Source organism: Sphingomonas sp. 22176 (assembly GCF_052045505.1).
Lineage (GTDB): Bacteria > Pseudomonadota > Alphaproteobacteria > Sphingomonadales > Sphingomonadaceae > Sphingomonas.
Window position 1 is genome coordinate 213,332 of the sequence record NZ_JBQEPL010000005.1, and the last position, 26,694, is coordinate 240,025.

Consider the following 26,694-nt stretch of genomic DNA (forward strand, 5'->3'; position numbering starts at 1 on the left):
ATGCTATCCCTTTGGGAGAAGGTCAGAAGGTGACGAGGTCGGTCGGCCAGGCGAGCGCCTTGCCCTGATCGATCGCCTGCTCGCCGAGCAGCGAGGCGACGCTGGCGTGATAGGCCTGGGCGAGTAGTCCCGGCACTTCCTTGCCGCTGCGCACCGCTTCGCCAAAGCCCTCGAACTGGAGCATCGTCTCGTCATATTCGCCCCAGCCGAGCGAATCGCCGGGGGTGGTGACGGGGAGTTCGGGGAACCAGGTAGCGCCGCCGATCGGCACGGTGTTCTTGCGGCCGGCCTGTACGTCGGCGCGCATGCGAGCGAGCGCGGGAACGGCGCCCGGCTGGACCTCCTGGTAGATCCGGCCGAGCTCGGGCTCGATCGTGCCCTTGCTGCCCTGGATCTGCTCCTCGCAGCCATAGCGCGCATTGTTGAGCATGGAGGTGTAGATCACCTTCCGGCCATCGGAGTAATCGTAGATCAGCGCGACCTGGTCGTAGACGTCGCGGCCGTCCTTCCAGAAGCAGATGCTGCCGGAGCCCATTACGCGGGTGGGCAGCCCGCCCATGAACCAGTTGGCGACCTGGAGCTGGTGCGTCGCCAGCTCGGTCATCAGCCCGGCCGAGCGATCGCGATAGAGCCGCCAGTTGATCTCGCGCTCGGTGCCGCCGGGCGGGATCTGGCGGCGCCAGCTGCGGTTGCGGTGCCAGCTGGCGCGGATCTGTGTGATCGGCCCGATCTCGCCGGCCTGGGCGCGCTTGAGCGCATTGAGATAGGTCGGGTTGAACAGCCGCTGGTGGCCGATTTGGAGGATCTTGCCGCGTGCACGGGCGCGGGTGACCATCGCGCTGCAATCGGCGATTGTTCGCGCCATCGCCTTTTCGCAGAACACCGGATAGCCGGCATCGAGCGCGTCCATCGTGTGGCGGGCGTGGAGATCGAGCGGGGTGGCGATCACCACCGCGTCGATTTGGCGGGCCTCCAGCATCTTGCGGTGATCGGTGAAGATCGGCGTGTTCGCTGGCACATAGGCGCGTGCCTTGGTCATGTGCGGCTCGAAATTGCCGCACAGCGCGGCGACGGTGCAGTTGCGCGTCTTGTTGAGGTTCTGGATCAGCGTGCGGCCGCGATCGCCGGTGCCGATCACGCCGATGCGGACGCGCTGGCCTTTGGCGATGTCCTCGGCGGCGCGGGCAGCCCAGGGCGCGGCGGCGCTCATCCCGACGCCGGCGGAGGCGAGCAGCACGCGATCGAGGAAGGTACGGCGGGAAAGCGCGAAATCATCGTCGGTCATGCGGTAGGTTCCAGTGCTCGCTCGGCGCCGACGGGCGCGGCATGGGGAAAGAGGAAGCGGTGATCGGGGGCGGCCGCACGCAGCCGCTCGCGGGCGGCGGGGTCGGTGACGAGCAGCGCGGTGCTCAGCGCTTCCGCCTCGGCGCCGGTCGCGGCGACCGCGACGGCGGTGGCGGGGGTGGTGACGATCGCGCCGTTGGTCGGGCGGACTATTGCGGCGCGGCCCGGCTTGGTGGCCCCGGCACCGATGGTGGACGAGATCGACAGCGACGCGTCCTGCAGCTCGAGTTCTACGAGCCATGCACCCTCGTCCTCAGGGTGCGGCACGGCAAGCGGCCAGCCGCCGCCGAGCGGGTGCTGGCCGAGCACGGCGATCGAGCTTTCGCCAGCGGAGAGCAGGGCGGAGGCCACCCCCATCGCGCGGAGAGCAGTGACGGCGTGGTCGAGCGCATAGCCCTTGCCGAAACCGCCGAAATCGAGGGTCAGCGGGCGGGTGCTGGAGACATGGCGACTGGCGCGGTCGATCGTGAGTGCCGACCAGTGGCCGAGGCTGGGGTCGAACATCCCGCCGGTCTCGCGCGACAGGGTGTCCACCTGTAGCAGCGCGCCGAACAGCAGCCGGTCCTCCACCACCGCGCTCGCGCCGGTGGAAAGCGCGTCGTTGAGCGCCGTGGCGGGGGAGGGGCGGTGGATCGTCAGCGCGTCCTCCACCGACAGGATCGCGGCCTTGGCGGCGGCGAGCGCGGCGGAGTCGTCGCAGCCGAACAGGTGCAGCTCGACCCGCGTACCCATGGCGGCGAACCGCGCCACGCTCGCCTCCATGTCCGTCATCTCAGCCGCGCACCTCCCAGCCGGGCTCATACTCGACCGCCCAGAGCTTCAGCGCGGCGGCTTCCTTGGGCTTGCCGGTCGCGGGATCGACGGTCAGCGCCCCGCCGGTGCGATAGGCCATGTTGCCGAGGTGGCAGAGCGTGGTGCTGATATGCCCCTCCTGGATCGGCGAGTGCAGCGCCGTCTCGGTGCCGCGGACCACGCCGAGGAAGTTCGCGGCATGGTAGATGTCGAGCGCACCTTCGCCGACGGTACCGGTCGTCTCCGACTCCGCTGCCGCCTTCACTTCGCGGGTTTTCTTGCCGGCCAGGTCGTACAGCTCGAAGCCGTTGCGATCGACCACCGCCGAGCCCTTGGTGCCGAGCAGCAGCGTGCCCCGGCCGCGACCATAGCGGAGCATGCCGTTGCAGCTCTCGCCGTCCCAACGGATCGTGCGCCCGCCGTCGAAGCCGAGGTTCAGCGCGAGCGAATCGTACATCTCCCAGTCGTCGCCCTGGTAGAAGCGGCGGGCGCCGCGTGCGGTGACGGTGGTGGGATAAGTGACGCCCATCAGCCAGCGGGCGATGTCGAGCTCATGCATCGCGTTGTTGCAGATCTCGCCGGTGCCGTACTTCCAGAACCAGTGCCAGTTATAGTGGACGAGGTTGGAGCGGTACGGCCCGCGCGGGCGCGGCCCCTGCCACATATTCCAGTCGAGATTGGCAGGCGGCGGCACGATCTGGCCCTTGCCGATCGACTTGCGGTTGTTGGCGTACCAGGTCTGCGCCTCGTAGACGTCGCCCAGTTCGCCGGCGCGGATCAGGTCGAGCAGCTGGCGCGTCTCCAGCGCCGATCGCTGCTGGTTGCCGACCTGAAGCACGCGGCCGGTGCGCTTCTGCGCGGCGATCAGCGCTTCGCCTTCGGCCGGGGCGATGCCGATCGGCTTTTCGATATAGACGTTGCGGCCCGCATTCATCGCATCGATCGCGACCTTGGCGTGCCAATGGTCGGGCGTCGCGACGGTGATCACGTCCACCGCCTTGGTATCGAGCAGCTTACGATAATCGCCGGTGGTCTCCACCGTGTTACCGTGCCGCTTCGCGAACTCGCCGGCCCGCTTGGCGAGCACGGCGGAGTCGACGTCGGCGAAATGGGTCACCTGGACATTGGGCTGCTTGGCGAAGGCGCTCATATGCGCCTGGCCGCGGCCGTTGACGCCGACGATGCCGACGCGGATGCGATCGTTCGCCCCCAGGATGCGCGCATAGCTGCTGGCGCTGATCGCCAGTGCGCCGGTCGCGGCGGCGCCCTTCATCATCGTTCGACGGTCGAACATGGCAGTGCTTCCCCTCTGTTCTTTATAGTCGTGATTACAATGGCGCGGCGCGGACTCCTCAGAAACGGCGCAGTTTGATCGAGCGGAAATCGACCCGGTCGCCATGGTCCTGCAGCAGGATCGCGCCCTCGGCGGTCGTCCCGAACCCGGCGATCTTGGCGAACTTGCTCTCGGCGATGGTCGCCTTGAGCGCATCCGAGCCGCGCTCATACTCGACGACCTTGAAGCCGTTCAGCCAATGCTCGACATGAGTCCCGCGCACGAGGATCGTCGCGCGGTTCCATTCGCCCGGCGGGTTGCCGCGCTTGCCGGGGCTCGACGGATCGGAAAGGTTGCGCGCCGGGATCAGGTCGTAGAGCGAGGCCAGCGTGCGGTTGCCGTCCCGGCCCATCTTCGCATCGGGATGCCGGGCATCGTCGAGCAGCTGATATTCGAAGCCGATATTGGACACGCCGCCATTCTGCAGCGGCGGTAGGAGGTACTTGATGCCGCTATTGGCGCCCTCGCTCAGCCGGAAATCGACCGAAAGCTCGAAGTTGCGATAATTGGCCGCGGTGGCGATGTCGCCGCCGCCGCCATTCTTCTCGACCGTCAGGATGCCGTCGGCGATGCTCCAACCCTTGGTCGGGAAGGCGCCGCCCTTGGCCGAGCGCCAGCCCTTGGCCGTCCGGCCGTCCCACAACAGAGTCCAGCCGGCGCGGCGCTCGGCGGCGGTCAGCTGGTTCGGCTGCCAGCCCTGCTGCTCCACCTTGGTCTCGGGCAGCGCATAGCGGGCCGGGGAGTCGGTGATAATGCGCAGGCTCTTGAAGCGCACCTCGGGGCCCTTGGCCGCGACAGAGTCGGGCAGGGCATGGACCTGGAAGGCGAGGAAGCCGCGCGCATCTGTATCGTCGATGATATCCGCGGCAGGCACGCCGTTAAGGAAGGTGCGGATGCGGTTGCCGATCGCCTCGACGCGGTAGTGGTTCCAGTCGCCGGGCTTGAAGGCCTTGCGCGCCGCCTCGTTGCGGCCGAGCGTGAACAGCCATTGGCGGCGCTGCTCGTCATAGATGCCGGCGCTCCAGGCGCGGGGCGAGGGGTCGATCTCCGCCTGATAGCCGAACACCACGCCGTTCCGGTAGTCGGGTCGGCTCTGGCCACGGATCATCATGCCCGAGTTGAGCGCGGGATCGGTCTTGGCGTCGAACTCGACGATGAAGTCGCCATAGAGCTGGTCCGAGACCAGCCAGCTATTGCCCTTGCCGATCACCGCGCGGCCGACCAGCTCGTCGCCCACCACTTCGTAGGTCGCGTTGCCGCCGGTGCGATGCCAGCCGGAAAGGTCTCCTTTGGGCATGAGGTTGCGCCAGGGAGCGTCGGCGGGGGCGGTGGTGGCGGGCGGTGCCGCGGCGAGGGGAAGTGTGCTTGCCGGCAGGACGGCAAAGGCCAACAGTGCGAGTGTGCGAACCACAGTCTCTCCCCTCATCCATGAAGTGGCCTCGTCCGCTTCCTAAAGGCTTGCGGCGAAAAGCTCTTGATGCGCTAGGCGTAAAACGTGGTCGGGCCACTTGCAAGCACCTTGTCTGGCACGACAATGGTCTGACAACGCTATCTGGCAAATTGGTCAGGCACAGTTGCCAGACATGATGCCGCCTGTTACGCATTATTGCAGGTCGTACATCCGAAGACGGGGGCGACACCACCCGCGCATCAAAAGACGTAGACACAGGTGCGCGCGAAAATGGGAGAGGGGAAATGGGCACCTATCGTGGCCACAAACGCGCCTTGTTCGCATCGTGCAGTGCGCTCGCCGCGCTGATCGCAACTTCCGCCGCCGCACAGACCGCACCGGAGCAACCTGCCTCTGCGCCGGAGAGCGATGCGCAGAACAACGAAATCGTCGTCACCGGCTTCCGCGCCTCGCTCAACAGCGCGCTGAACCTGAAGCGTTCGGAGACCGCCGCGGTCGACAGTATCGTTGCGGAAGATATCGGCAAGTTTCCGGACTCGAACCTCGCCGAGTCGATGCAGCGCATCCCGGGCGTGGCACTCTCGCGCGGTGACGGCGGCGAGGGGCGCAACATCTCGGTTCGCGGCCTCGGCGCGCAGTTCACCCGCGTGCGGATCAACGGCATGGAAGGCGTGTCGCAGGTCAGCGGCAGCGACATTCGCGGCGGCGTCGCCACCGGCCGTTCTTTCGACTTCGTGACCTTCCCGACCGAGATCTTCTCGGCGCTCACCGTGCGCAAGACGACTTCGGCCGATGTCGAGGAGGGCTCGCTGGGTGCGACGGTCGATCTGCGCGCGCCCAAGCCGTTCGACCAGAAGAAGGACTTCGTCTTTTCCGCCACGGCGCGTGGGATCTACAACGACATCCGCAAGGACGTCGATCCGCGCCTCTCCGCGCTGGTCTCCAAGAAGTTCGGCGACAGCTTCGGCGTGCTCGGCAGCATCGCCTACTCGAAGCGCCATATCGACGAATATGCCTATTCGGCAGCGGACGTGGTGCCGACGACCGTTTACGGCCTTGCCCAGCCGGCGGGCACGGCCAATGCGGGCGTGATCTTCCCCTTCTGCACCCCCGTAGGCTATATCTACAAGGGCGCGCCGGTAAACAGTCCGGTGCCCGGCTATACCCAGCCGAGCGGCGCCGCGATCGGCGCGGACGCCAACAATTGCAGCACCAACAACCCGCGCACCGGCACCCAGGCGGCGTATGACTATATCATGAGCCGTACCGGCGTGAACGGGAAGCCCGGCGGCGGCGTCTACCTGCCGCGCCTGCCGCGCCCGGTGAAGGGCAGCCAGAACCAGGAGCGCCTCGCCGGCTCGCTGACCTTCCAGTTCAAGCCCGACGACAATACCGACATCTCGCTCGACGGGCTCTATTCGCGCTTCAAGGTCAAACGGCTCGACACGATGTTCGACGCGCGTTCGTTCGGCCGCGCCATCTCCAACAACGGCCAGCCGCTCACTTCGGTGCGCGAGATCGAGGTCGACGGCAACGGCTCGCTGATCCACGGCCTGTTCGACGGGGTCGACCTCCGCTCGGAAATGCAGGACGAGCGCTTCACCTCCGAATACAAGCAGGCGAACCTCAACTTCGACCACCGCTTCTCGGACGCTTTCCGGCTGTTCGGCCTGGCCGGCATCAACCAGTCGACGCTCGACGTGAACCGCCTGCAGGTGGCGATCGACTCCAACGATACACGGAACTGGTCGATCGACTTCCGCGACAATCCGAACATCCCGAAGATCGGCTACGGTATCGACACCACCAATCCGGCGGTGTTCCAGTACGGCCCGCCACTCGCCAATGGCGACCAGCGCGGCCAGCTGTCCAACTTCATCCGCCGCAACACGATCACCAGCAAGACCTTCGAGCTCAATGCCGACTGGAAGGTGACGCCCGGCTTCTCGATCCAGGCGGGCGGCCAGTATCGCACCAACAAATACACCGCGCGCGAACGCCAGCTCGCCACCAACACCCCGCTGGCGCTGCCGGCGGGCGCCTCGATCGCCAATTTCAGCTTCGTCACCACCGGCATCGGCAAGAATCTCGGCGGCAATCTGCAGGACTTCGTCTCGATCGATCCGGACAAGTTCCGCCAGGTCACCGGGCTCGACAACTATGTCTATTGCAGCATCGAATGCGCCAAGGGCACCTATGGCGGCGTCGACGAGAAATACGCCTCGGGCTATCTTATGGCCAAGTTCGACACGGCGAACATCCTGCCCTTCGCGCTGCGCGGCGATGCGGGCGTGCGCTATGTCCGCACCAGCCTTGATACCTATGGCCCGATCACCACCGCCTCGCCGGCGGGATCGCTCTACCCGTCGCGCTTCGTCATCTCCAATGTCAGCCGCTCCTATGAGGACTGGCTGCCGTCGATGAACCTCGCGCTCGACATCACGCCCAGCCTGATCGCACGCGTTTCGGCGGCGCGGGTCATGTCGCGGCCCTCCTACGGCCAGCTGATCCCGGCGGGCTCGGCCAATCTGGCGATCCAGACCGCGTCGTTCAGCAACCCGTTCCTCGATCCGATCCGCGCCAATACCTTTGACGCGGCGCTGGAATGGTACTTCCGGCCCGGATCGCTGCTATCGGTCGCCTATTTCCACAAGAACATCGAGACCTATATCCAGACGACCAGCCAGAGCCTGCCCTTCCAGGAGATCGGCCTGCCGCTCTCGCTGCTCAACGGCACCCAGCTGCGCCCGACGGACCAGTTCACCGTCCAGCGCAGCAACAACACCCCGGGCGGCCCGCTGCGCGGCTTCGAAGTGAACGTGCAGCTGCCCTTCACCTTCCTGCCGGGCGTGCTCAAGAATTTCGGCGCGCTGGGCAATTTCACGCGGGTGCGGTCGAACATCAACTACATCATCTCGCCCACGCTCTCGCGCACCGCGCCGCTGGTCGGCCTGTCGCCCGAGACGGCGAGCGGTACGCTCTACTATGAAGACAGCAAGTTCAGCATCCGCTCGACGGTCAACTACCGCTCGTCCTTCCTCACTGCGGTGCCGAGCGGATCGGTCGATGCGGACTCGACGGCCAATTCCCGTTCGATCTTCGTCGATGCCTCGGCCTCGTACAATCTCAGCGAGCATATCAAGCTGATCGCCGAGGTGCAGAACATCACCAACGAGACCAACCGGCTGACGGTGGACACGGTCCGTCAGGATCCGCTCTACACCGCCTATTTCGGGCGGACCTACGCACTCGCGGTGAACTTCGTATTCTAACTCCTTGGGGGACAGGCGGCTTGCCTGTCCCGCCCTGTCCGCGAGGACTATTGCTCTCCTCTCGCAGCGCGGTATGCGGATCCTGGGGCCTATTCTGGGATCAGGTGCATGAAGCGTCGGAATTTGTTGCGCGACTCCGGTGGGCGTTTCGCCTGGACGACCGCCGGGCTGGTGGTCGGCCTGGCGTTTTTCCTGATCAGCGGTGCGCTCGCCTATCGCAACGTGGTGGCGCTTGGGGAAAGCGACGCTGCGATCCGCCACAGCCACACCGTGCTGATCGCGCTCGACGAGCTGCTCTCCACGGTGCAGGATGCCGAGACCGGCCAACGCGGCTTTCTGCTGACCGGCGGGCAGAGCTATCTCGAGCCCTATGCCAAGGCGACCGAAACGCTCGACGCCCGGCTGGACCACCTCCAGAATCTGGTCAGCGACAACGCGGTCCAGCAGAACAACATTGTCCAGCTGCGCCGCGAGGTCGGCGTCAAGCTGGCGGAGTTGCGCGAGACAATCGATCTTCGCCGCACCCAGGGGCTTTCCGAAGCGCTCGCCGTCGTCGAGACCGGCGTCGGCAAGAACAGCATGGACGCGATCCGCGCCCAGCTTGCCGTCATGGCCGTCGAGGAAGGACGCCTGCGCCAGGAGCGGCTCGAGGACATGGCAGCGGCGTCGCGGGCGGCGATCGCCAGCGGGCTCATCTCCAGCCTGATCGGGGCCGCGCTGACTCTGATGATCTTCGTGCTGGTGCGTCGCAACCTGCGCGCCCGCGCCCGGGAGGAGTGGCTGCAGAACGGCCTGCTCGGCATTTCGGCCGCCGTGCGGGGGGACCGAACGGTGGAGGAGATCTCCGAGGCGGTGCTCGGCTACCTGGCGGACAAGCTCGGGTTCCAGGCCGGCGCGCTGTTCAAGGGCGAGGCGGGGGTGTTCCGCCGCGTCGCCACGCTGGGCGTGCCCGGCGACGCCGATGTGCCGGAGGCGTTCGGCTTGCGCGAGGGGCTGCTCGGCCGCGTCGCCGCCGAGGGCAAGCCGATCCTGCTCGACGATGTGCCCGACCATTATCTGGAGATCGGCTCGGCCTTCGGCAGCGACAAGCCGCGCCACCTGATGATCGTGCCCGCCAAGGCCGACGACATGGTCAATGCCGTGATCGAACTCGGTTTCTTCTACCCGACCGACCCGATGATGCTGGAGCTGCTGGAGCGCGCCTCGCCCGCGATCGGCGTCGCGCTGCGCTCCGCACGCTTCCGCGCCCAGCTGCAGGACGCGTTGGAGGAAACCCAGCGGCAGGCCGCGGAGCTGCAGACCCAGAGCGAGGAGCTCCAGGTCAACAACGAGGAGCTGGAAGAGCAGGGCCGGGCACTGCGCGAATCCCAGGCGATGCTGGAGCAGCAGCAGGTCGAGCTGGAACAGACCAACAGCCAGCTGGAGGAACAGACCCAGGCGCTCGAGAACCAGCGCGACGAGCTCGAACGCGGCAGCGCCGCGCTGCTCGTCAAGACGCGCGAACTGGAGCAGGCCAGCCAGTACAAGAGCGACTTCCTGGCGAACATGAGCCACGAGCTGCGCACGCCGCTCAACTCGCTGCTGATCCTCGCCAAGCTGCTCGGCGACAATGGTCCCGCCACACTCACCGCCGAGCAGGTGAAGTTCGCCCGCACGATCGAATCCTCGGGCAACGATCTGCTCACGCTGATCAATGATATTCTCGACCTGTCGAAGATCGAGGCCGGCCATGTCGATATCCGCCCCGAGCCGGTGAGCCTGGCACGGCTCGGCACCGATCTGCGCCAGGTGTTCCAGCCGGTGGCAGAGCAGCGCGGGATCGCGCTGGAGATCCTGTTCGACGAAACCGCGCCGAAGGGCATCGAGTCCGACCGGATGCGGCTGGAGCAGATCCTCAAGAACCTGCTGTCGAACGCGCTCAAGTTCACCGAGAAGGGCTCGGTGCGATTGCAGGTACGCGCGGAGGGCGAGCGGATCGCCTTTGCGGTGCGCGACACCGGCATCGGCATCTCGCCCGAACAGCAGAAGATGATCTTCGAGGCCTTCCACCAGGCCGACGGGACGATCAACCGGCGCTATGGCGGCACCGGGCTCGGCCTGTCGATCTCGCGCGAACTGGCGCGGCTGCTCGGCGGCGGCATCACGCTGGAGAGCCGGGCAGGCGAGGGCAGCACCTTCACGCTGACGCTGCCGGTCCATTACGATGCGGACGGGGTGGCGCCGCGCACGCTTCCCCTCGCGCCGGTCGCCCCGGCAAAGTCCATTGCCGCGCCCGCGCCGGTGACGCCCCCGAGCCCGCCGCGTCGCGCCCCTGCGGCGGCCGACTGGGTGCTGGAGGACGATCGCGACGCGCTGGTCGTTGGCGGCCGCCATCTGCTGGTGATCGAGGATGACCCCGTCTTCGCGTCGATCGTCTGCGACCTGTCGCGCGAGCTTGGCTTCCAGTGTCTGGTCGCCAGCACCGCCGACGAGGCGCTGCACCTCGCCCGGACCTACCGTCCGAGCGCGGTGGTGCTCGATCTGGGGCTGCCCGACCAGTCCGGGCTGATCGTGCTCGACCAGCTCAAGCAGGAAGACGCGACCCGGCACATCCCGATCCACGTCATCTCCGCCGCCGACCAGAGCCAGACGGCGCTCTCGCTCGGCGCGGTCGGCTATCACATCAAGCCGATCAAGCGCGAGCTACTGGCCGAAGTGCTGCAGAACCTGCAGGAGCGCACCGCCAGCCGCGTCCGCCGCGTGCTGATCGTCGAGGACGATTCCGTCCAGCGCGACGCGGTCGCCCGGCTGCTTCAGACCGACGATGTCGAGACGGTCGGCGTCGCCACTGCCGCCGAGTGCCTGGAGATGCTGCGCAGCCAGACCTTCGACTGCATGGTGCTCGACCTGTCGCTGCCCGATGCCTCGGGCTATTCGCTGCTCGAGACGCTGAGCGCGGAGGACGGTTCGCACAGCTTCCCGCCGGTCATCGTCTATACCGGCCACGATCTCAGCGCCGACGACGAGCAGAAGCTGCGGCGCTATTCCAGCTCGATCATCATTAAGGGCGCCAAGTCGCCCGAGCGGCTGCTCGACGAGGTTTCGCTGTTCCTCCACCAGGTAGTCTCCGAGCTGCCGAGCGAGCAGCAGGAGATGATCCAGGCCGCCCGCCGCCGTGATGCGGTGCTGGAGGGCAGGCGGGTGCTGATCGTCGAGGATGACGTCCGCAACGTCTATTCGCTGACCAGTGTGCTGGAGCCGCGCGGCGTGCTCGTCCGCATCGCCCGCAACGGCCAGGAGGCGCTCGACGCCCTCGCGGAGGCGGCGGGCGATCCCGAAAAGGGAGTCGATCTCGCGCTGATGGACGTGATGATGCCGGTGATGGACGGCCTCACCGCCACCCGCGCCATCCGCCAGGATCCGCGCTGGGCCAAGCTGCCGATCATCATGCTCACCGCAAAGGCGATGCCCGACGACCAGGAACGCTGCATCGAGGCGGGCGCCAGCGATTACATGGCGAAGCCGATCGACGTCGATAAACTCTTGTCGCTCGTCCGCGTTTGGATGCCGCGATGAATGAAGAAACTCCGGAACCCGATATCGACGATATCGAGATCGAGCTGCTGCTCGAGGCGCTGTACCGGCGCTACCATTACGACTTCCGGCACTATGCCCGCGCCTCGATCAAGCGGCGGCTGATCCAGGCGCGCGGGCGGCTGGGGGTGAGTAGCTTCTCCGCGCTGCAGGAGCGGCTGCTGCGCGATCCGGACATGCTGGCCAAGCTGCTCAACTATCTCACCGTCCAGGTGAGCGAGATGTTCCGCGACCCCAGCTATTTCCGGGCGCTGCGCGAGAAGGTGATCCCGCATTTGCGCACCTATCCCTCGCTCAAGGTGTGGATCGCCGGCTGCAGCAACGGCGAGGAAGTCTATTCGCTCGCGATGCTGTTCCGCGAGGAGGGGCTGGAGCAGCGCACGATCTTCTACGCCACCGACATCAATCCCAAGGCGCTGAAGGCGGCGGAGGCGGGGGTCTATCCGCTCGACCAGATCCGCAAGTTCACCGAGAACCACCAGAAGTCCGGCGCGCGCACCTCGCTCTCCGACTATTATGTGGCGGATTATGACCGGGCGATCTTCGACAGCAGCCTGCGCGCCAATGTCGTCTTCTCCGATCACAGCCTGGCGACAGACTCGGTGTTCGCCGAGATGCACCTGATTTCTTGCCGCAACGTGCTGATCTATTTCGATCGCGCGCTGCAGGAACGCGCCGTCGGGCTGTTCGAGGAATCGCTGGTCCGCCGCGGCTTCCTCGGTCTCGGCCGCAAGGAGAGCCTGCGCTTCTCCGATCATGCCGCCGGCTTCGCCGACTTTGTCCGCGAGGAAAAGATCTACCAGCGGCGCGAACGATGAGCGGCATGGTCGTCATCGGCGCGTCGGCGGGGGGCGTCCAGGCGCTGCTCACGCTGCTGCCGGCCCTTCCGGCAGACTTCCCGCGCCCGGTGCTGATCGTCGTCCATGTGCCGCCCGATCACGACCATGGTCTGGCGGCGCTGTTCCAGTCGCGCTGCGCGATGCAGGTGTGCGAGGCTGAGGACAAGCAGGTCCCCGAACGCGGCACGATCTATTTCGCGCCTGCCAACTACCATCTGCTCGTCGAGCCCGACGGCAGCATGGCGCTGTCTGCCGACGAGCCGGTCAACCACAGCCGCCCCTCGATCGACCTGCTGCTGGAAAGCGCCGCGGATGCGCTCCGCAGCCGGCTGATCGCGGTGCTGCTCACCGGCGCCAACCAAGACGGTGCCGAGGGCCTGCGCGCCGTCGCCCGCACCGGCGGGACCGCGATCGTCGAGAATCCGGCGACCGCCCGCGTACCTACCATGCCTGCCGCCGGCCTCGCCGCCAATCCGGGCGCAACCCGCCTGGCGATCGACGCGATCGCCCCACACCTCCTACGATTGGCCTGAGCTGAATGCCCGCCCCCCAACCCGTGAAGTTCCTCCTCGTCGACGATCTCGACGAGAATCTGCTGGCGCTGGAAGCGCTGCTGCGGCGCGACGGCCTGGAATGCCTCAAGGCGCGCTCGGGCGACGAGGCGCTCGAGCTGCTGCTGGTCCACGACGTCGCGCTGGCGTTGCTCGACGTGCAGATGCCCGGTATGGACGGCTTCGAGCTCGCCGAGTTCCTGCGCGGGAACGAGCGCACCCGGCATGTGCCGATCATCTTCCTCACCGCCGGCAGCGCCGATGCCCAGCGCCGTTTTCGCGGCTATGAGGCGGGCGCGGTCGACTTCCTCCAGAAGCCGATCGACGCCGGCATCCTCCGTTCGAAGAGCAACGTCTTTTTCGATCTCTACGAGCAGCGCCGCCAGATCATCGCGCAGCGCGACGAACTCGCCCGGCTGACGGAAAGTCTCCGGCTGGCGGATCGCCGCAAGAACGCCTTTCTCGGGATGGTGGGGCACGAGCTGCGCAACCCGATCATGGCTTTTGGCGCCGGGCTGCATCTTCTCCGGCGCAGGACCGACGGTGAGGCCGCGGAGCCGGTGCGCCAGCGCATGGAACGACAGGTGAATCACATGAGTCGCCTGATCGAGGATCTGCTCGATGTCGCCCGAATCGACCAGGGGAAGATCGTGCTGCGCGCCGAGCGCATCGACCTGGCCGATGCGGTTGCCCTGGCGATCGAGCTCAGCCGCCCGCAGATCGAGGCACGGGAGCACCGCCTGACGATCGACAGTCCCGAGGGACCGATCTGGCTGCACGCGGACCAGGCCCGTATTGCTCAGGTGGTGAGCAATCTCCTGTCCAATGCCGCAAAATACTCGCCGCCGGGAGGGGCCATCATCCTCCGCGTGCGGGCAGACGCAGGAGAGGCTGTGATCGAGGTGACCGATACGGGCCTCGGCATTCCGCCGGAGATGCAGGCGCAGGTCTTCGATCTGTTCGCTCAGGTGGAGCGCGGCGGTGAACCATCGGACGGGCTGGGGATCGGTCTCGCGCTGGTCCGGCAGTTGGTGACGCTGCACGGGGGCACGATCGTGCTGAAGGAAAGTGTGGTGGGCCAGGGCTCCACCTTCCGCGTGGTGCTACCCTGCGAGCGGGAAACGGCATGCCGCGGACAGGCGGGGTCGGGACCTGCCGATGACGCGTGACACGCTACTGTAGGAGGATCGCGTGAAGCAGTTGATCGCCTTCGACCTCGACGGCACACTGGCCGAAAGCAAGCAGCCGCTCGAAGCGGACATGGCCGCGCGTCTGCGCTCCCTGCTCGATTTGGCCATGGTCGCGGTGATCTCGGGCGGCGACTGGACGCAGTTCGAGCGGCAGGTCGTCTCCCGATTGCCGGCCGATGCCGATCTGGCGCGGCTGTTCATCATGCCGACCACGGGCGCGAAGCTCTACCGCTTCGTCGATCGCAGCTGGCGGCAAATCTATGCCGAGACGTTCACCTCCGCGGAACGCACGCAGATCTTGACGGCATTGGCGCAAGCCGTGGCGCAATCGGGCATCGTGCCCGAGCGGCTATGGGGCGAGCAGATCGAGGATCGCGGCACGCAAATCACCTTTTCGGCCTTGGGGCAGGAGGCGCCGGTCGAGGCGAAAAAGGCGTGGGATCCGGATCAGGCCAAACGAACGGCGCTGCAACGGACGCTGGCCGCCCAACTGCCCGGCTTCTCGATCAGGATCGGGGGCACGACGTCGATCGACATAACGCGTGCGGGCGTCGACAAGGCCTATGCCATTGCGCGGCTGGTCGAACATGCCGGGGTTCGGCGCGGGGCGATCCTCTTCTTTGGCGACGCCATCTATCCGGGCGGCAATGACGATCCGGTGCGAGCGGCGGGCATCGACAGCGTGCGCGTGCGCGATCCGGCGGAAACCGGCGCGATCCTGGAGGCGCTCATCGCCTGGAACGCATAGGCCGGCCCGCAGCCCGACGTAATGCCCGATCGGATATCGCGCCGATGCGCGGCGTGGCCTTGCGTCCCTCTTTCGGCAGCGTCCGCCTCACTGGCCGCGTTTCGCGGCGCAGCAAGATCGGCGAGCGAGCAGCATAGCGCTTTGCATCAGCCGCAATCAAAACGCAAAATATCGCCTGGAATGTCTGGACTTCTCCGCAATATTTCACTTTATCGGCATCGGCGTTCGCGCCGATAAGGGGGAATAGAAGATGGTTGGTTTTGTGTCGTCGCGGCGTAGCCGTCGGCGTTCGCTTGCGCTCGGTACGAGCGCGCTCGTGTGGGGCATACTCCTCCCGGCGACCGCGCAGGCGCAATGCGCGCCGAATCCGACCGTCGCCGATGGCACAACGATTTGTACCGGTACTATTTCGAACGGCGTCAGCATCACGACTTCGGGGTCGACGCTGACGGTGGACGGCGGTGCCCTGGTTACCAACAGCGGCGCCCCCGCGGTCACGATGGAAGTGACGAACGGCGTTTATTACTCGAATTACGCAACCATCAACGTCCGCGGGCAGATTGACGGCGGAACGCAGGCGGGCATCGCGGTACGTAGCGGCACCAATACCAATTACAGCGGCGTGACGGCTAGGCTTGCGCTGAGCGTCGATCAGGGCGCTTCCATCAGCGGCGATAGTGCGCTGACCCTGGGACTGTCGGCGGGTAACAGCTACGGCCTGGTTGTCGCAGATGTCGACAATGCCGGGACGCTCAGCGGCACGTCCGGCGTGGCGCTGCGCGGGGACATCCTGACGCAAGTTCAATATCCGTCCAGCGCGGGCGGTTTCAGCTCGATCTCCAATCGTGCAGGCGGGGTCATCTCGGGCAGCATCGTCGGCCCGGTCGGCACGCTGAACAATGCGGGCCTTATCGATGGCGGCTCGAACAGCGCGTTCACGCCCGGCGCCGCGGGGGTCGGTTCGCCCTACCTGATCTATAAGGGTAGCTGGACCAACAGCGGCACCATCCAGTCGAACAGTGCCGCTGCCACGCTCCTGTCCTCGACGATTGGCACGCTCACCAATAGCGGTACGATCGCCAACAGCGGCACCGGGCCGGCGCTCAGCGGGTCCTCGATGAGCATCCAGAATCTCGCTGGAGGCCTGATCAGCAGCGCGGGATCAATCGCGATCGTCGGTACCGGCGACTTCCGCCTGGTCAACGCCGGGACGATCACCGGCGATGTGGTGACCGGCGACAGCTATGGCCTGGGCAATACGGTCGATTCGGGCCAGGGCACGATCAACGGATCCCTGCTGTTCGGCGCCGCCAACGATACGCTGATCGCTCGGTATGACGCCGCGACGGGCACGGTGATCACCGGCGTAACCGGCAGCATCTCGGCCGGGGGCGGGACAAATACCGAGCGGGTCAAGTTCGCGTCGGACTCGACGATCGGCAGCGCCTTCGCCCCGCTCGCCGGTTTCCAGCAACTGGTCATCGATCCGGCCGCCACCGCAACCGTCACGCTGTCGCCCAGCTATTCCACAACGCTGGGGCTGGTGCTCAGTGGCAGCGGCACGGTCGTCAACAAGGGCACGATCGCGACCAGCGGTACCGCAGTGACCGACCTAAACTACAGCTTCGGCAGCGCGGCCACGTTCCAGAACGAAGGCACGATCAACGCGACGGCGTCCACCTATCAGGCCGGCATCTCGCTTTCGAACGATCGCTTCGTCAACAAGGGTAGCGTAACGGTCGCCGGCGGCATCGGCGTGTCGATGTCGTACAACGACCTGGAGAATAGCGGCACGATCGCCGCGTCCGGCACGGGCGTGACGATGTTCGATGCGGTCCTCAACAACAGCGGGACCATCCTGTCCACGGGCAGTGCGGGTGTGTCGCTCAGCGGCAATGTCGGATATACCGGGTCGAACAGCGGTACGATCACCGGCGCGACGGCCGGAGCGATCACCGACATCTACCTGACCAACACCGGCACGATCAGTTCGGCAGGGGTGGGCGTGCAGGTCCAGCCCTATGGATATCTGATCAACGCGGCCGGGGGCGTGGTGAACGGCGGCAGCGGCGGCGCGGTCACCGTGAATTCGTTCAATGCCGGTATCGCCAATGCCGGTACGATCAACGGCAATGTCGCCTTCACGGCATACGGCAGCAGCAACAACCTGGCATATATCGCGGTCTCGGGTGGCGTGCTGAACGGCAATTTGCAGCTGGGCGGGGCAACGCTCGTCACGGATATCGCCAACACCGGAAACGGCACCTTCGCCGGCATCACCGGTACCGTCACGGCAGGCAGCGGCGCCAGCCTGCGCTATGTGGTCAATACCGATACGTCGACAACCCTCTCGGCGGCCGGCGTGGGCCCGTTCAGCAATGTCGGCTATCAGCTGGCGAACGGTGCACAGCTGACCCTGACGGCGTCCTCCGGGCAGACCCTTACCGCGCCGGTGCAGCTTGCCGGCACCGGCAGTGTCGATCTCGATGCCGGCATCACGACCACGGATGCCGCGGCGCTCCAGAATGGGAGCGTCATCACCTATCCAGGCAGCGGCATCGACAGCGGCGCGGCGGCATTGTCCATCACCAGCCGCGGCGCGATTTCCGTGACGCGCTCGACCGGTCCAAACAGCTATAATGAGTCGAGCGCAGTATGGCTGGGTTACCAAGACAGTTTCACCAATCTCGGCACGATCAACGTAACTGATCGCAATACCAGCGCCTACCTCGCCGGCATCAGCGGCGGCGGCACGATCACCAACGCCGGTACGATCCTGCTCGATGGCGGGATCGGCATCCGGGGTACCGCTTTTACCTCGCAGATCGCCAATACGGGTACGATCGGCCAGCGAACGGGGGGCGCGGCATCGATCGGCCTGACCGGATCCTTCACGCTCGACAATAGCGGTTCGATCAGCGTTGCCGGCACGGCGATTGCTGCCAACGGTGACGTCAAGCTGGTCAACAGCGGCGCGATCACCAGCACCGCCGGCATTGCGATTACCGGTTCCAGCTACGGCTATGCCACACAGATTACCAACGCGACGGGCGGCACGATCACGGGCACCGGCGGCACCGCGGTGCAACTCTCCTCCGGCGTCTTCACCAATGCAGGCACGGTCAACGGATCGATCGATCTGGGATATGTGGTTCCCTATTATTCGGGCGCGCCGACGCGGTCTTACGCCAGCAGCGTGTATGTTGCAGCGGGCGGTACGGTCGCCGGCGACCTACGCTTCGGCGACGGCAACGACCTGCTGCTGCAGACGGGCGATGCGCTCGGCGTTTCGGGCACGATCGATGGTGGCGCCGGGCGCAATGTCTATGGCCGCTCGCTGAGCAGCACCGGCACGGTCGCGCTGGGCCTGGGGGGCGTGGTCAACTTCCAGGACATGCTGGTCCAGGCCACAGGCGCGGATACGGTCGTCACCACTAACGGCACCTTTGCTGGCAGCGTGTATGCGACAGGTTCGGGCAGCTTGGTCAATCAGGCGACGCTCGCCGGGGGCCTCACGGCGGGCACGCCGCCGATCTATACCTATTTGCCCAATGGGGCGACGCTTTTCCCGGCCGATCAGGTGCTGACGTCGCTGACCAATGCCGGCACCGTCGTCGGTGTGTCGGGCACGGTGGGGGCCTTTACCAACAGCGGCACCATTGGCGCCAGTGGTTCGAACGTGCTGTTCAGCGCTGCCGTTTCGCTGCACAACGACACCGCGCTCGCCTTCACCAACAGTGGCGCCATCAACCCCGGCGCCACCCCGACGCAATATTTTTCGGGTGTCGCATTGGACGCAGGGTCCAACCTGACGATCGCGAACAGCGGCTCGATCCTGGGCGGAACCTCGGCGGTCGTTCGCGCCTTCAACGCGCAGGCGGCCTCGGTCTCGCTCACCAATACCGGCACGCTTGCCAGCACGGGCTGGGCTCCCGCGGTCTCCGTCGGCATCGGTACTGTCGCATCGGGCAGCGTAACCATCGACAATCGCGGTACGATCACCGCGACGAATGCAAATGGCAGCGCCTCCGGTCTCGACCTGTATCGCGAATATTACACTGCGAGCGCGACCTACGCCGTTACCAACAGCGGCACCATCTCTGCCAGTGCGACCACTGCCACGACGGTCCCTGGCGGAATGGCGGCGGAAGCCTATGGCCTCACGATAGGCGGGGAGGGCTTTGCCGGCACCGTGGTCAATGCCGCGGGCGCCACGATCAGCGCTCAGGCGGACATGGCGATCGGCGTCTTCGGGTATCGCAGCGCGCTCAACCTCACTAATGCCGGCGCGATCAGCGCGGTCGGCAAGAGCGTGTCGCTCGCGATCTCGGGCGATGATTTCGACAATCGCGTGACCAATACCGGCACGATCCACGGCGACATCGTATTCGGCGCGGGTGCGGACATCATGACCAACGCCGGCGCCATCAACGGCGCGGTGGTGCTCGGCGACGGCGACGACCGCTTTGTCCAAAACGGCGGCGGCAGCGTCACCGGTGCGATCGACGGCGGCGCGGGCAACAATAGCTTCACCGTGTCCGGTGGCAGCGAGGCCGCGCCAGCGGTGTTTAGCGACATCCGCAATTTCCAGCGTTTCGGCCAGTCGGCAGGCTTCGCCCGGATCGGCGGCACGGCGGTATTCGGCGCGATCGACATGACCGGGGGCCGGCTGGTCGGCCAAGCCGGGTCGGTCATCACCGCGCCGCAGATCAACGTGGGGCAGGGGGCAACCTTCGGCTCGGCGGGCGTCGTCAACGGGAACATCACCGTCGCCGGTACGCTGAGCCCGGGCGCCTCGCCGGGGACGATGACGGTGAACGGCAATGTCGCGCTGGGCAGCACGTCGACTGCGCTGTTCGAGCTCTCGAACGCGGCGATCGACAGGCTCGTGGTGAACGGCACGCTCTCGATTGCGCCGGGCGCCACGCTACAGCTCGTTCGCATCGGTGCGCTCCGGCAGGGCAACTTCTATACGCTGTTCAGCGCAACCGGCGGCGTGACCGGCAGCTTCAGCCAGGTGCTGCAACCGAGCGATCCGCTGGGGATTCTCGTCGTGCGCGGTGGCGAGATCGGCGTCATCGGCGCCTTCCGCGCGCCGGATGAGGCCAGTGCGCAGGCGCGTGGAAGCATCGCCTATCTGAACGCCACGCTGGCAGTGCAGCCGGCCAACAGCGCCCTGTTCGGTACGTTTGCCACGCTGGCCAACGCCGACGATACGGCCAATGTCCGCACCTTTGCCCGGCTGACGCCGCAGCCTTATGCGGCGGCGGTGCAGATGCATGTCGACAACGCGCTGGCCGTGGTGGACGCGACGCGCGGTGCCGGCTTCGCGGCTACGGGCGATGTACCCCATGCCTTCACCTTTGGCGCGACGATGGGCGACTGGCACCGCCTGAACGAGGATAGTGCGAGCGGGGGTGTCGCTACGCGCACGCAAAGCTATGGCCTGCTCGGCGGGGTCGGCTATGGGAATGCGGCGTGGAGCGTCGGTGCCTTTGGCGGCTATATCAACAATCACCAGTATCTCGACGGTTTGGCGGCGCGTACCCGGGCGGATGGCGCGGTTGCCGGTGTGCAGGCACGCGTCCAGCTGGCAGGCTTCGCCCTTGGCGGCGCCGTGGCCTATAATAGCGGCCAGGCGACCACGAGCCGCACGCTGCCGGTCGGCGCCGTGACGGGCCGCTATGATCTGCACAGCTGGGTGTTCGACGCGTCGGTGAAGCGCGAATATGCCGTGCCGGGCGGCTGGGCGCTGCAGCCGCAGCTCGGGATCAGCTACGTGCGCAGCAAGCGCGACCGCGTGGTGGAAGCAGGGGGTAGCCCCTTCGCCTTGACGGTCGGTCGCGATCGGCATGTCGCCGGTTTCGGGGATGCTGCCGTATCGTTCGGGCGCAGTGCGGCATCGGTCGCTGCGTTCCGGCCCTTCGTTTCCTTTGGCATGCGCTATCAGCTGCAGGGACGGCGGACCGATGCGCTGGCGAGCTATGGCGGTGGCGCACTTGGCCTGTCCGGCTACAGCGCGTCCCGCGCGCGACTGGTGGGCACGGCGGCAGGCGGGGTGAGCTATCGCCTGCAACACGGCATCGACCTGTTTGCTACCGCCAGCGCACAGACCGGCACCGACGATCACCGCGAAGCGGTATCGGGTGGGGTGCGGTTCCGCTTCTGAAACCGGACGCGCTGTGCGGCGCGCTACCGAAAGAAGCCGGGTTAGGGCGGCAGGCCCGGTTGCACCGGGGCGGGATGCCCCGGTGCAATGGCAGGAATGGCGGATTACTTCGGCAACCGGTCAGCGGCTTCCCCCTGCACGGCGCGGCGTGTCAGCTAGGCGTCGGCCAGCCGTCAGTCGTCCAGCTCAGCTTCTGGATCTGCAGCGTGGGGGTGCCGTTCTGCTGCCGGTCATAGGCGTGGTAGACGATATAGTCGCCGTCGCTCTGCTGGAGGATCGACGCGCCGCCGCGGCCGACGAAACGACTGCCGTCGCCTTGGCCGTTGGTGAGCACCACCGTGCCGCCGCCCTGCATCATCGCCCGCCCGTCGCGATCGACATAGGGGCCGTCCGGTGCCGAGGCGCGCCCGACGACGGTGTTGTAGGTGCTCGCCGCCCCCTGGCAGCAGGAATCGAACGATACGAACAGATAGTAATAGCTGCCGTGGCGGATGATGTACGAAGCTTCGACCGCGTCCGGGGCAGGCCGCTGCGCGAGCGCCCGTGGTGCCGAATCGCCGGCAAGGCGCAGGCCGGTCGCGGGGTCGATGCGGATCAGCTTGATGCCGGACCAGAAACTGCCGAATACCAGCCACGAACGGCCGTCGGCATCGGCAAAGGCCATCGGATCGATCGCGTTGAAATCGTCGGTCGTCTGCGACTGGATCACTGGGCCCTGATCGACCCAGTTGGCGGCCGGTGCCGCCGGATCGATCTTGGTCGCGGTGGCCAGGCCGATCGCGGACTGGTTCTTGCCGAAGGTCGAAACCGAATAATAGAGGCGATACTGGCTGCCGACCTTCGAGATGTCCGGTGCCCACATGCCGGTTGCGCCCGGAACCGCGGTGCGCGCCCAGTCGGGCAACGCGAGGTAGCTGCCGCCGCGCAACGTCCAGGCGCGCATATCCGGCGCCGTGCGCAACGCCAGCAGCCCCTCCGGATCCCCGGCATTGCCGGTGGTGAACAGGTAATAGCTGTCGCCGTCCTTCAGGATCGAGGGATCGTGCACCGGGCTGACCGCGCCGCTGAGCGCGATCGGGGTCGGCGTCGGGCTGGCTGTCGGGGCCGGTGTGGGCGCTGGCGTCGGACTGGGCGTCGGCGTCGCGGCGGGCACGACGACGACCGAGGCGGGCGGCGGGCTGTCGTTGCCGCCACAGGCCGAGGCGAGCAGCAGCGCGAGCGGCGAGATGCGCTTCACGGGCAATTCCTTCCGAATGCAAAGCGGGCGGGCCGTTGGGCCCGCCCGTCAGGAGATCAGTTGAAGCTGTAGCGGGCCCCGATCGCAAAGGTGCGCGGGATCAGCACCGTGCCTAGGTTGAAGCGATCCTTGTCGCCGACATCGCCGAAGCGGTAATATTCCTGCTGCTTGGTGCGCGTCAGGTTCACCGCGTCGAATGTCAGGCCCAGGCGATCGGTGATCCGCGCGGTCAGCTGGAGATCGAGGCTGGCCTCGGCCCGGCGCCACACGCCCAGCGGGTTGGCGAACAGTCGCGACTCGTTTCGCACCTGCCAGGCGTTACGGTACACATAGGAAAGTCGCGCGCCGATCGGGCCCTTATCATAGGCGAGCGTGGCGTTGTACGAGAAGTCGGAGACGCCGAAGAAGCTCGACTGCTGCTCGCCGATCTTCTTGCCGCCATTGTCGTAGATCGGCACGTTCTGGCTCGAGTCCAGCACCGTCAGGCTGCCCTGGAAGCCCAGGCCATCGAGGAACGAGGGCAGATAGGTCGGGAAATAGGTGAGCCCCACTTCCACGCCCTTGAGCACGCCGTTCGAGGCATTGGCCGGGCGGCTGATCACGAAGTTGTTGGTGGCGCCCGCGACGATGCCGTTGTTCGGGATGAACTCCAGCTGGCTCACCGGCACCACCAGCCCCTGGATGTCGCGGCGGAAGCCGGTGACGGTGATCGCGCTGTTGCGGCCGAGATACCATTCGAGCGCCGCGTCATAGTTTTTCGACGTGGTCGGCTGGAGGCCCGCCGTGCCCGCCGAACCGCTGCCATAGCCGACATTGGTGAGGTCGCCGGTCAGCGAATAGTTCGGGTTGATGTCGCCGAAGTTCGGCCGCCGCAGCGTCTGGCCGTAATTGAAGCGGGCGCGCAGGTTCGGCAGGATGTCGTAGCGCGCGGTGAAGCTGGGCAGGAAGCGGTCCGATCCCGGCGAGGCGCGCGAGATCGCGCCGTTGTTGAAGCGATCGACGAAAACCGCGTCGGTATCCACCGCGACATAGCGCACGCCGGCCTGGAGATTGAGCGGCCGACCGAAGATGGTCAGCTGGCCGTCGGCCTGGACATAGGCGGCGGTGGTCTTTTCCTCGACGTCGAACACCCGCGTCATCGTCAGCTGGTCGGAGGTCTTGAGCCCGTAGAGCTTCCGGATCTCGTCGGCATGGGCATAGTTGTAATAGCCGTTGGCCGTCACCCAGCTGGTCGGCACGTCGCCGCGGCCTTCGAAGAAGTCCGAATTGGTGAAGCTCGCCCCGGCCGGCAGGGTGGAGAGCGGACGGCCCAGATTGGCGGCATCGGCGGTGCGCACGTCGCTCGAGGCCTTGCGATCATCGAAGCGGAAGCCGGCCTTGATCTGGCGGAGGAAGCCCTCGTCCCAGCCGTAATGGCCGTCGAGCGTGGCGGTGAAGGCGCTGCCCTTGTCGCGATTGGCGTTGTCGTAGAGCTGGGCGACGTTCCACACGCTCGGATCGGCCAGCGCCGCATCATTGTCGAAATGATAGGAAGGGATGCCGCCGCCGCCGTTGAAGTCGGCGGTGATCTGGTTCGCTACCCGGTCCGTGCGCATCGCGAAGAAGGCGGTCTTGTACGTGCTGGTCTGGTAGGCGAGGTCGGCGACGATGCCGCCGCGGCTGCCCAGGTCCCACTTGCCGTTCAGCGCATAGACGAAGCTGTCGGTCTGGCTGCGGGTATAGTCGCCGCTGTTGAAGCCGTAGACGCTGTTCGCCACGCGCGACTTCACGATGTTGGTGCCGTCATACAGCGTCGGGGCCTGCGGATTGCCCCAGAAATCGACGAAGCTGAACTGCAGGCTGTTATAGGTCTCGCCGCGAAAGCCCGAATAGAATATCTCGGCGGTGTAGACCGAGCTGCTGTTCGGCGCCCATTGGAATGCCGCATTGGCCGAGGGGCGCTCGCGCTTGCCGTACAGGTCCGAGCTGAACACCGCGTCGCGCGACAGCCAATAGGGCGTCGCGATGCCGTTGACCGGCAGGGTCGATCCGACCGCGGTGGGCAGGCCCGTCTGGGTGCCGACCTGCCAGTCGCCAACGCCTGGACCCGAGAGGAACGCGCCGGTCTTCGGGTCGGTCGCCGCCGGGAAGATGCGCTGGAAGCCGGTGAGGCCCGTGCCGGCCGGCGGGTTGAGCGTCGCAAACGGCACGAACGCGCCGGCCGTGGCCGACATGGTGCGGAACTTGGAGCGGGTGTAGCTGCCGTTCACCAGCAGGCCGACATCGCCGATGCCGGTTTCCCACCGATCGCTGATCAGCAGCGCGGCGTTCGGATTGATCTTGTCCGCTTCCTGGTCGTAGATCCCGCGAGCCAGCGCGGAGACGGCGAGGCCCTTGAAGTCGAACGGACGGCGCGTCACCACATCGACCTGGCCGGCAAGGCCGGTCTCGATCTGATCGGCCGCGCGGGTCTTGTAGACATCGACGCGCTGGATGAGGTTCGCCGAGACGTCCTGCAGCGAGAAGGACTGGCCGGCCGCCGTGAAGATGTTGCGCCCGTTGAGTGTGGTCAGCGCGTCGGGCAGACCGCGGATCTGGATGCCGGCGGCTTCGCCCTGGCCACGATCGGTGACCTGGATGCCGGTGACGCGCTGGAGCGCCTCGACCACGTTGTTGTCGGGCAGTTTGCCGACGTCCTCGGCCACGATTGAGTCGACGATCTGGGTGGATTCGCGGCGGCGGTTGAGCGCACCGACGATCGAGGCGCGCACGCCGGTGACGACGATCTCGTCGGCTACCGGGTCCTGCGGTGCCCCGGCCTGCTGCTGCGCATCCCCGCCGGAAACGAGGTTGGCCTGCGCTTCCGCCTGACCGCTGATCGCGATCGACGCTACGGAAACCGAAGCCAGAAACAGCAATTTCGACACCATCTGGTATCCTCCCCACGACTAAAGGTTCACTAAGACAGCGCTCTTGTGGCGCCATTACTCGGACTTTTGGATATCAGGATGCGTGTACGCAGCAAGCGCCGACGTGTGGTTGTACGCTATTAGTCCGGCATATTTCAGCGAAGAAGTTGCAAATTTGCCACATAGTTAGCGATAACGGCCCGAAACCACGCAATCTCGCGGCCCGAGCGCACCATCAGGAGTCACATTTATCAGAGTAATGCGGGCGCGCCTCGACTCCGGCGCAGGCCGGAGCCGAAGCGCTGCGCATTTAGCTGCGCCGCAGGGGACCGTTCGCTACCGGCGTACCGAAGACCGGCGTGCCGTCGGCCGCGTAGCGGAAATACTGCATCCGCGTGTGGCGGTTGGGGTCGAACAGTGGGTCGCCCTGGATGTGGTCATAGTCGCGGGCATGGTAGACCAGCACGTCGCGGCCACGCTCGTCGACAGTGAAGCTGTTGTGGCCCGGGCCGAAAATCTTGTGCTCAGCCGACGTCTTGAAGACCGGGACCGGCGACTTCGACCAGTTGGCCGCCTCCATCAGGTCCGCGTCGGCGCGGCAGGTAAGCATCCCCAGGCAATAGCGCGAATCGGTCGCGCTTGCCGAATAGGTCAGGAACAGCTTGCCGTTGCGGGCGAGCACCGCCGGAGCCTCGTTCACCTTGAACCCGCGGATTTCCCAGTCGAGCGTCGGCACCGACAGCCGGACCGGCTTCGCCGCTAGGGTCAGCGCCGAGGCGAGCGGGGCGAGGTAGAGGTTCGAATTGGTGTCGATGCCCGGCTCGCGCTGCGCCCAGGCCAGATAGCGCCGGCCCTTGTGGACGAAGCTGGTGGAATCCAGGTTGAAGCTGTCCCACGGGGTCTGAAGCTGGCCGAGCACCGACCAGTTGCCCGTCATCGGATCATGGCCGTCGCACACCACCGCATAGGTCCGGATGCGGAACACGTCCTCGCCACCACCGCTGGGGCCGGCAGCAAAATACATCACCCATTTGCCGTCGACGAGATGCAGTTCCGGCGCCCAGAGAAAGCCCGACATCGGTCCGCTGGCCTGATGGCGCCACAGCACGCGTTCGGGCGCGTTCGACAGGCCGGCAAGCGTACGCGAGCGGCGCAGTACCAGCCGATCATATTCGGGCACCGATCCGGTCATGTAGTACCAACCGTCGGTGTGGCGGAACACCTGCGCATCCGCACGCTGGCGCACAACCGGGTTGACGATGGTCGGCGTCGCGGCCCGGCCCAGTGCGGGGGTCGCCGAGGCGGCGGCAGCGCCAGCCAGGAAGAAACGTCGGGTAAGCATCAGGT

The 26,694-nt window shown here is 66.3% G+C and carries 13 protein-coding genes and 1 pseudogene; 7 read left to right on the forward strand and 7 right to left on the reverse strand.

Annotated features, from left to right (window positions below; all coding sequences use genetic code 11):
* Nucleotides 1-22 precede the first annotated feature (22 nt).
* The 4 genes from ACTJKY_RS16975 to ACTJKY_RS16990 are packed head-to-tail and all read right to left on the reverse strand — an operon-like array spanning nucleotide 23 to nucleotide 4,880.
* On the reverse strand, nucleotides 23-1,285 hold the full coding sequence (locus ACTJKY_RS16975; RefSeq protein ID WP_440847283.1) for a Gfo/Idh/MocA family protein: 1,263 nt from the start codon (nucleotides 1,283-1,285) through the stop codon (nucleotides 23-25).
* Complete coding sequence (locus tag ACTJKY_RS16980) at nucleotides 1,282-2,115, reverse strand: FAD:protein FMN transferase (RefSeq protein ID WP_440847284.1); 834 nt, start codon at nucleotides 2,113-2,115, stop codon at nucleotides 1,282-1,284. Before ACTJKY_RS16980 ends, ACTJKY_RS16975 begins: the two co-directional genes overlap by 4 nt.
* Nucleotide 2,116: 1 nt before the next feature.
* Entirely contained in the window at nucleotides 2,117-3,430 is a 1,314-nt protein-coding gene (locus tag ACTJKY_RS16985; RefSeq protein WP_440847285.1) for a Gfo/Idh/MocA family protein, read from the reverse strand.
* 58 nt (nucleotides 3,431-3,488) lie between these two features.
* On the reverse strand, nucleotides 3,489-4,880 hold the full coding sequence (locus ACTJKY_RS16990; protein ID WP_440847286.1) for a 3-keto-disaccharide hydrolase: 1,392 nt from the start codon (nucleotides 4,878-4,880) through the stop codon (nucleotides 3,489-3,491).
* A 284-nt stretch (nucleotides 4,881-5,164) separates the two neighbouring features.
* Here ACTJKY_RS16990 and ACTJKY_RS16995 point away from each other — a divergent pair, with 284 nt between their 5' ends.
* The 7 genes from ACTJKY_RS16995 (at nucleotide 5,165) to ACTJKY_RS17025 (ending at nucleotide 21,222) form a co-directional block, all read left to right on the forward strand.
* Nucleotides 5,165-8,152, forward strand: a complete 2,988-nt coding sequence (locus tag ACTJKY_RS16995) for a TonB-dependent receptor (protein WP_440847287.1) — start codon at nucleotides 5,165-5,167, stop codon at nucleotides 8,150-8,152.
* A 108-nt stretch (nucleotides 8,153-8,260) separates the two neighbouring features.
* Nucleotides 8,261-11,707, forward strand: coding sequence for a response regulator (locus tag ACTJKY_RS17000; RefSeq protein ID WP_440847288.1), 3,447 nt, complete (start codon nucleotides 8,261-8,263; stop codon nucleotides 11,705-11,707).
* Nucleotides 11,704-12,543, forward strand: a complete 840-nt coding sequence (locus ACTJKY_RS17005) for a CheR family methyltransferase (protein WP_440847289.1) — start codon at nucleotides 11,704-11,706, stop codon at nucleotides 12,541-12,543. Before ACTJKY_RS17000 ends, ACTJKY_RS17005 begins: the two co-directional genes overlap by 4 nt.
* Complete coding sequence (locus ACTJKY_RS17010; protein WP_440847290.1) at nucleotides 12,540-13,097, forward strand: chemotaxis protein CheB; 558 nt, start codon at nucleotides 12,540-12,542, stop codon at nucleotides 13,095-13,097. The genes ACTJKY_RS17005 and ACTJKY_RS17010 overlap by 4 nt, the downstream gene beginning before the upstream one ends.
* A 23-nt stretch (nucleotides 13,098-13,120) precedes the next feature.
* Nucleotides 13,121-14,284, forward strand: coding sequence for a hybrid sensor histidine kinase/response regulator (locus ACTJKY_RS17015; protein ID WP_440847291.1), 1,164 nt, complete (start codon nucleotides 13,121-13,123; stop codon nucleotides 14,282-14,284).
* 22 nt (nucleotides 14,285-14,306) lie between these two features.
* Nucleotides 14,307-15,053, forward strand: coding sequence for an HAD-IIB family hydrolase (locus tag ACTJKY_RS17020; protein WP_440847292.1), 747 nt, complete (start codon nucleotides 14,307-14,309; stop codon nucleotides 15,051-15,053).
* Nucleotides 15,054-15,504: 451 nt separating this feature from the next.
* On the forward strand, nucleotides 15,505-21,222 hold the full coding sequence (locus ACTJKY_RS17025) for a hypothetical protein (RefSeq protein ID WP_440847293.1): 5,718 nt from the start codon (nucleotides 15,505-15,507) through the stop codon (nucleotides 21,220-21,222).
* Between the two features lie 151 nt (nucleotides 21,223-21,373).
* On the opposite strand, the gene ACTJKY_RS17030 is transcribed toward ACTJKY_RS17025, so the two are convergent.
* The 3 genes and pseudogenes from ACTJKY_RS17030 to ACTJKY_RS17040 form a co-directional block, all read right to left on the reverse strand.
* Nucleotides 21,374-22,459, reverse strand: coding sequence for an arabinan endo-1,5-alpha-L-arabinosidase (locus ACTJKY_RS17030; RefSeq protein ID WP_440847294.1), 1,086 nt, complete (start codon nucleotides 22,457-22,459; stop codon nucleotides 21,374-21,376).
* Nucleotides 22,460-22,515: 56 nt separating this feature from the next.
* Nucleotides 22,516-25,368 (reverse strand): TonB-dependent receptor, encoded by a 2,853-nt coding sequence (locus ACTJKY_RS17035; RefSeq protein WP_440847295.1) that lies wholly within the window; start codon nucleotides 25,366-25,368, stop codon nucleotides 22,516-22,518.
* Between the two features lie 301 nt (nucleotides 25,369-25,669).
* A pseudogene (locus ACTJKY_RS17040) lies at nucleotides 25,670-26,689 on the reverse strand (glycoside hydrolase family 43 protein); the annotation flags it as partial.
* Between the last annotated feature and the right edge of the window lie 5 nt (nucleotides 26,690-26,694).

Bases quoted from the DNA above. Each gene is read 5' to 3' on its own strand.
- ACTJKY_RS16975 (WP_440847283.1), bottom strand. From the start codon at position 1,285: ATGACCGACGATGATTTCGCGCTTTCCCGCCGTACCTTCCTCGATCGC.
- ACTJKY_RS16980 (WP_440847284.1), bottom strand. From the start codon at position 2,115: ATGACGGACATGGAGGCGAGCGTGGCGCGGTTCGCCGCCATGGGTACG.
- ACTJKY_RS16985 (WP_440847285.1), bottom strand. From the start codon at position 3,430: ATGTTCGACCGTCGAACGATGATGAAGGGCGCCGCCGCGACCGGCGCA.
- ACTJKY_RS16995 (WP_440847287.1), top strand. From the start codon at position 5,165: ATGGGCACCTATCGTGGCCACAAACGCGCCTTGTTCGCATCGTGCAGT.
- ACTJKY_RS17000 (WP_440847288.1), top strand. From the start codon at position 8,261: ATGAAGCGTCGGAATTTGTTGCGCGACTCCGGTGGGCGTTTCGCCTGG.
- ACTJKY_RS17005 (WP_440847289.1), top strand. From the start codon at position 11,704: ATGAATGAAGAAACTCCGGAACCCGATATCGACGATATCGAGATCGAG.
- ACTJKY_RS17010 (WP_440847290.1), top strand. From the start codon at position 12,540: ATGAGCGGCATGGTCGTCATCGGCGCGTCGGCGGGGGGCGTCCAGGCG.
- ACTJKY_RS17035 (WP_440847295.1), bottom strand. From the start codon at position 25,368: ATGGTGTCGAAATTGCTGTTTCTGGCTTCGGTTTCCGTAGCGTCGATC.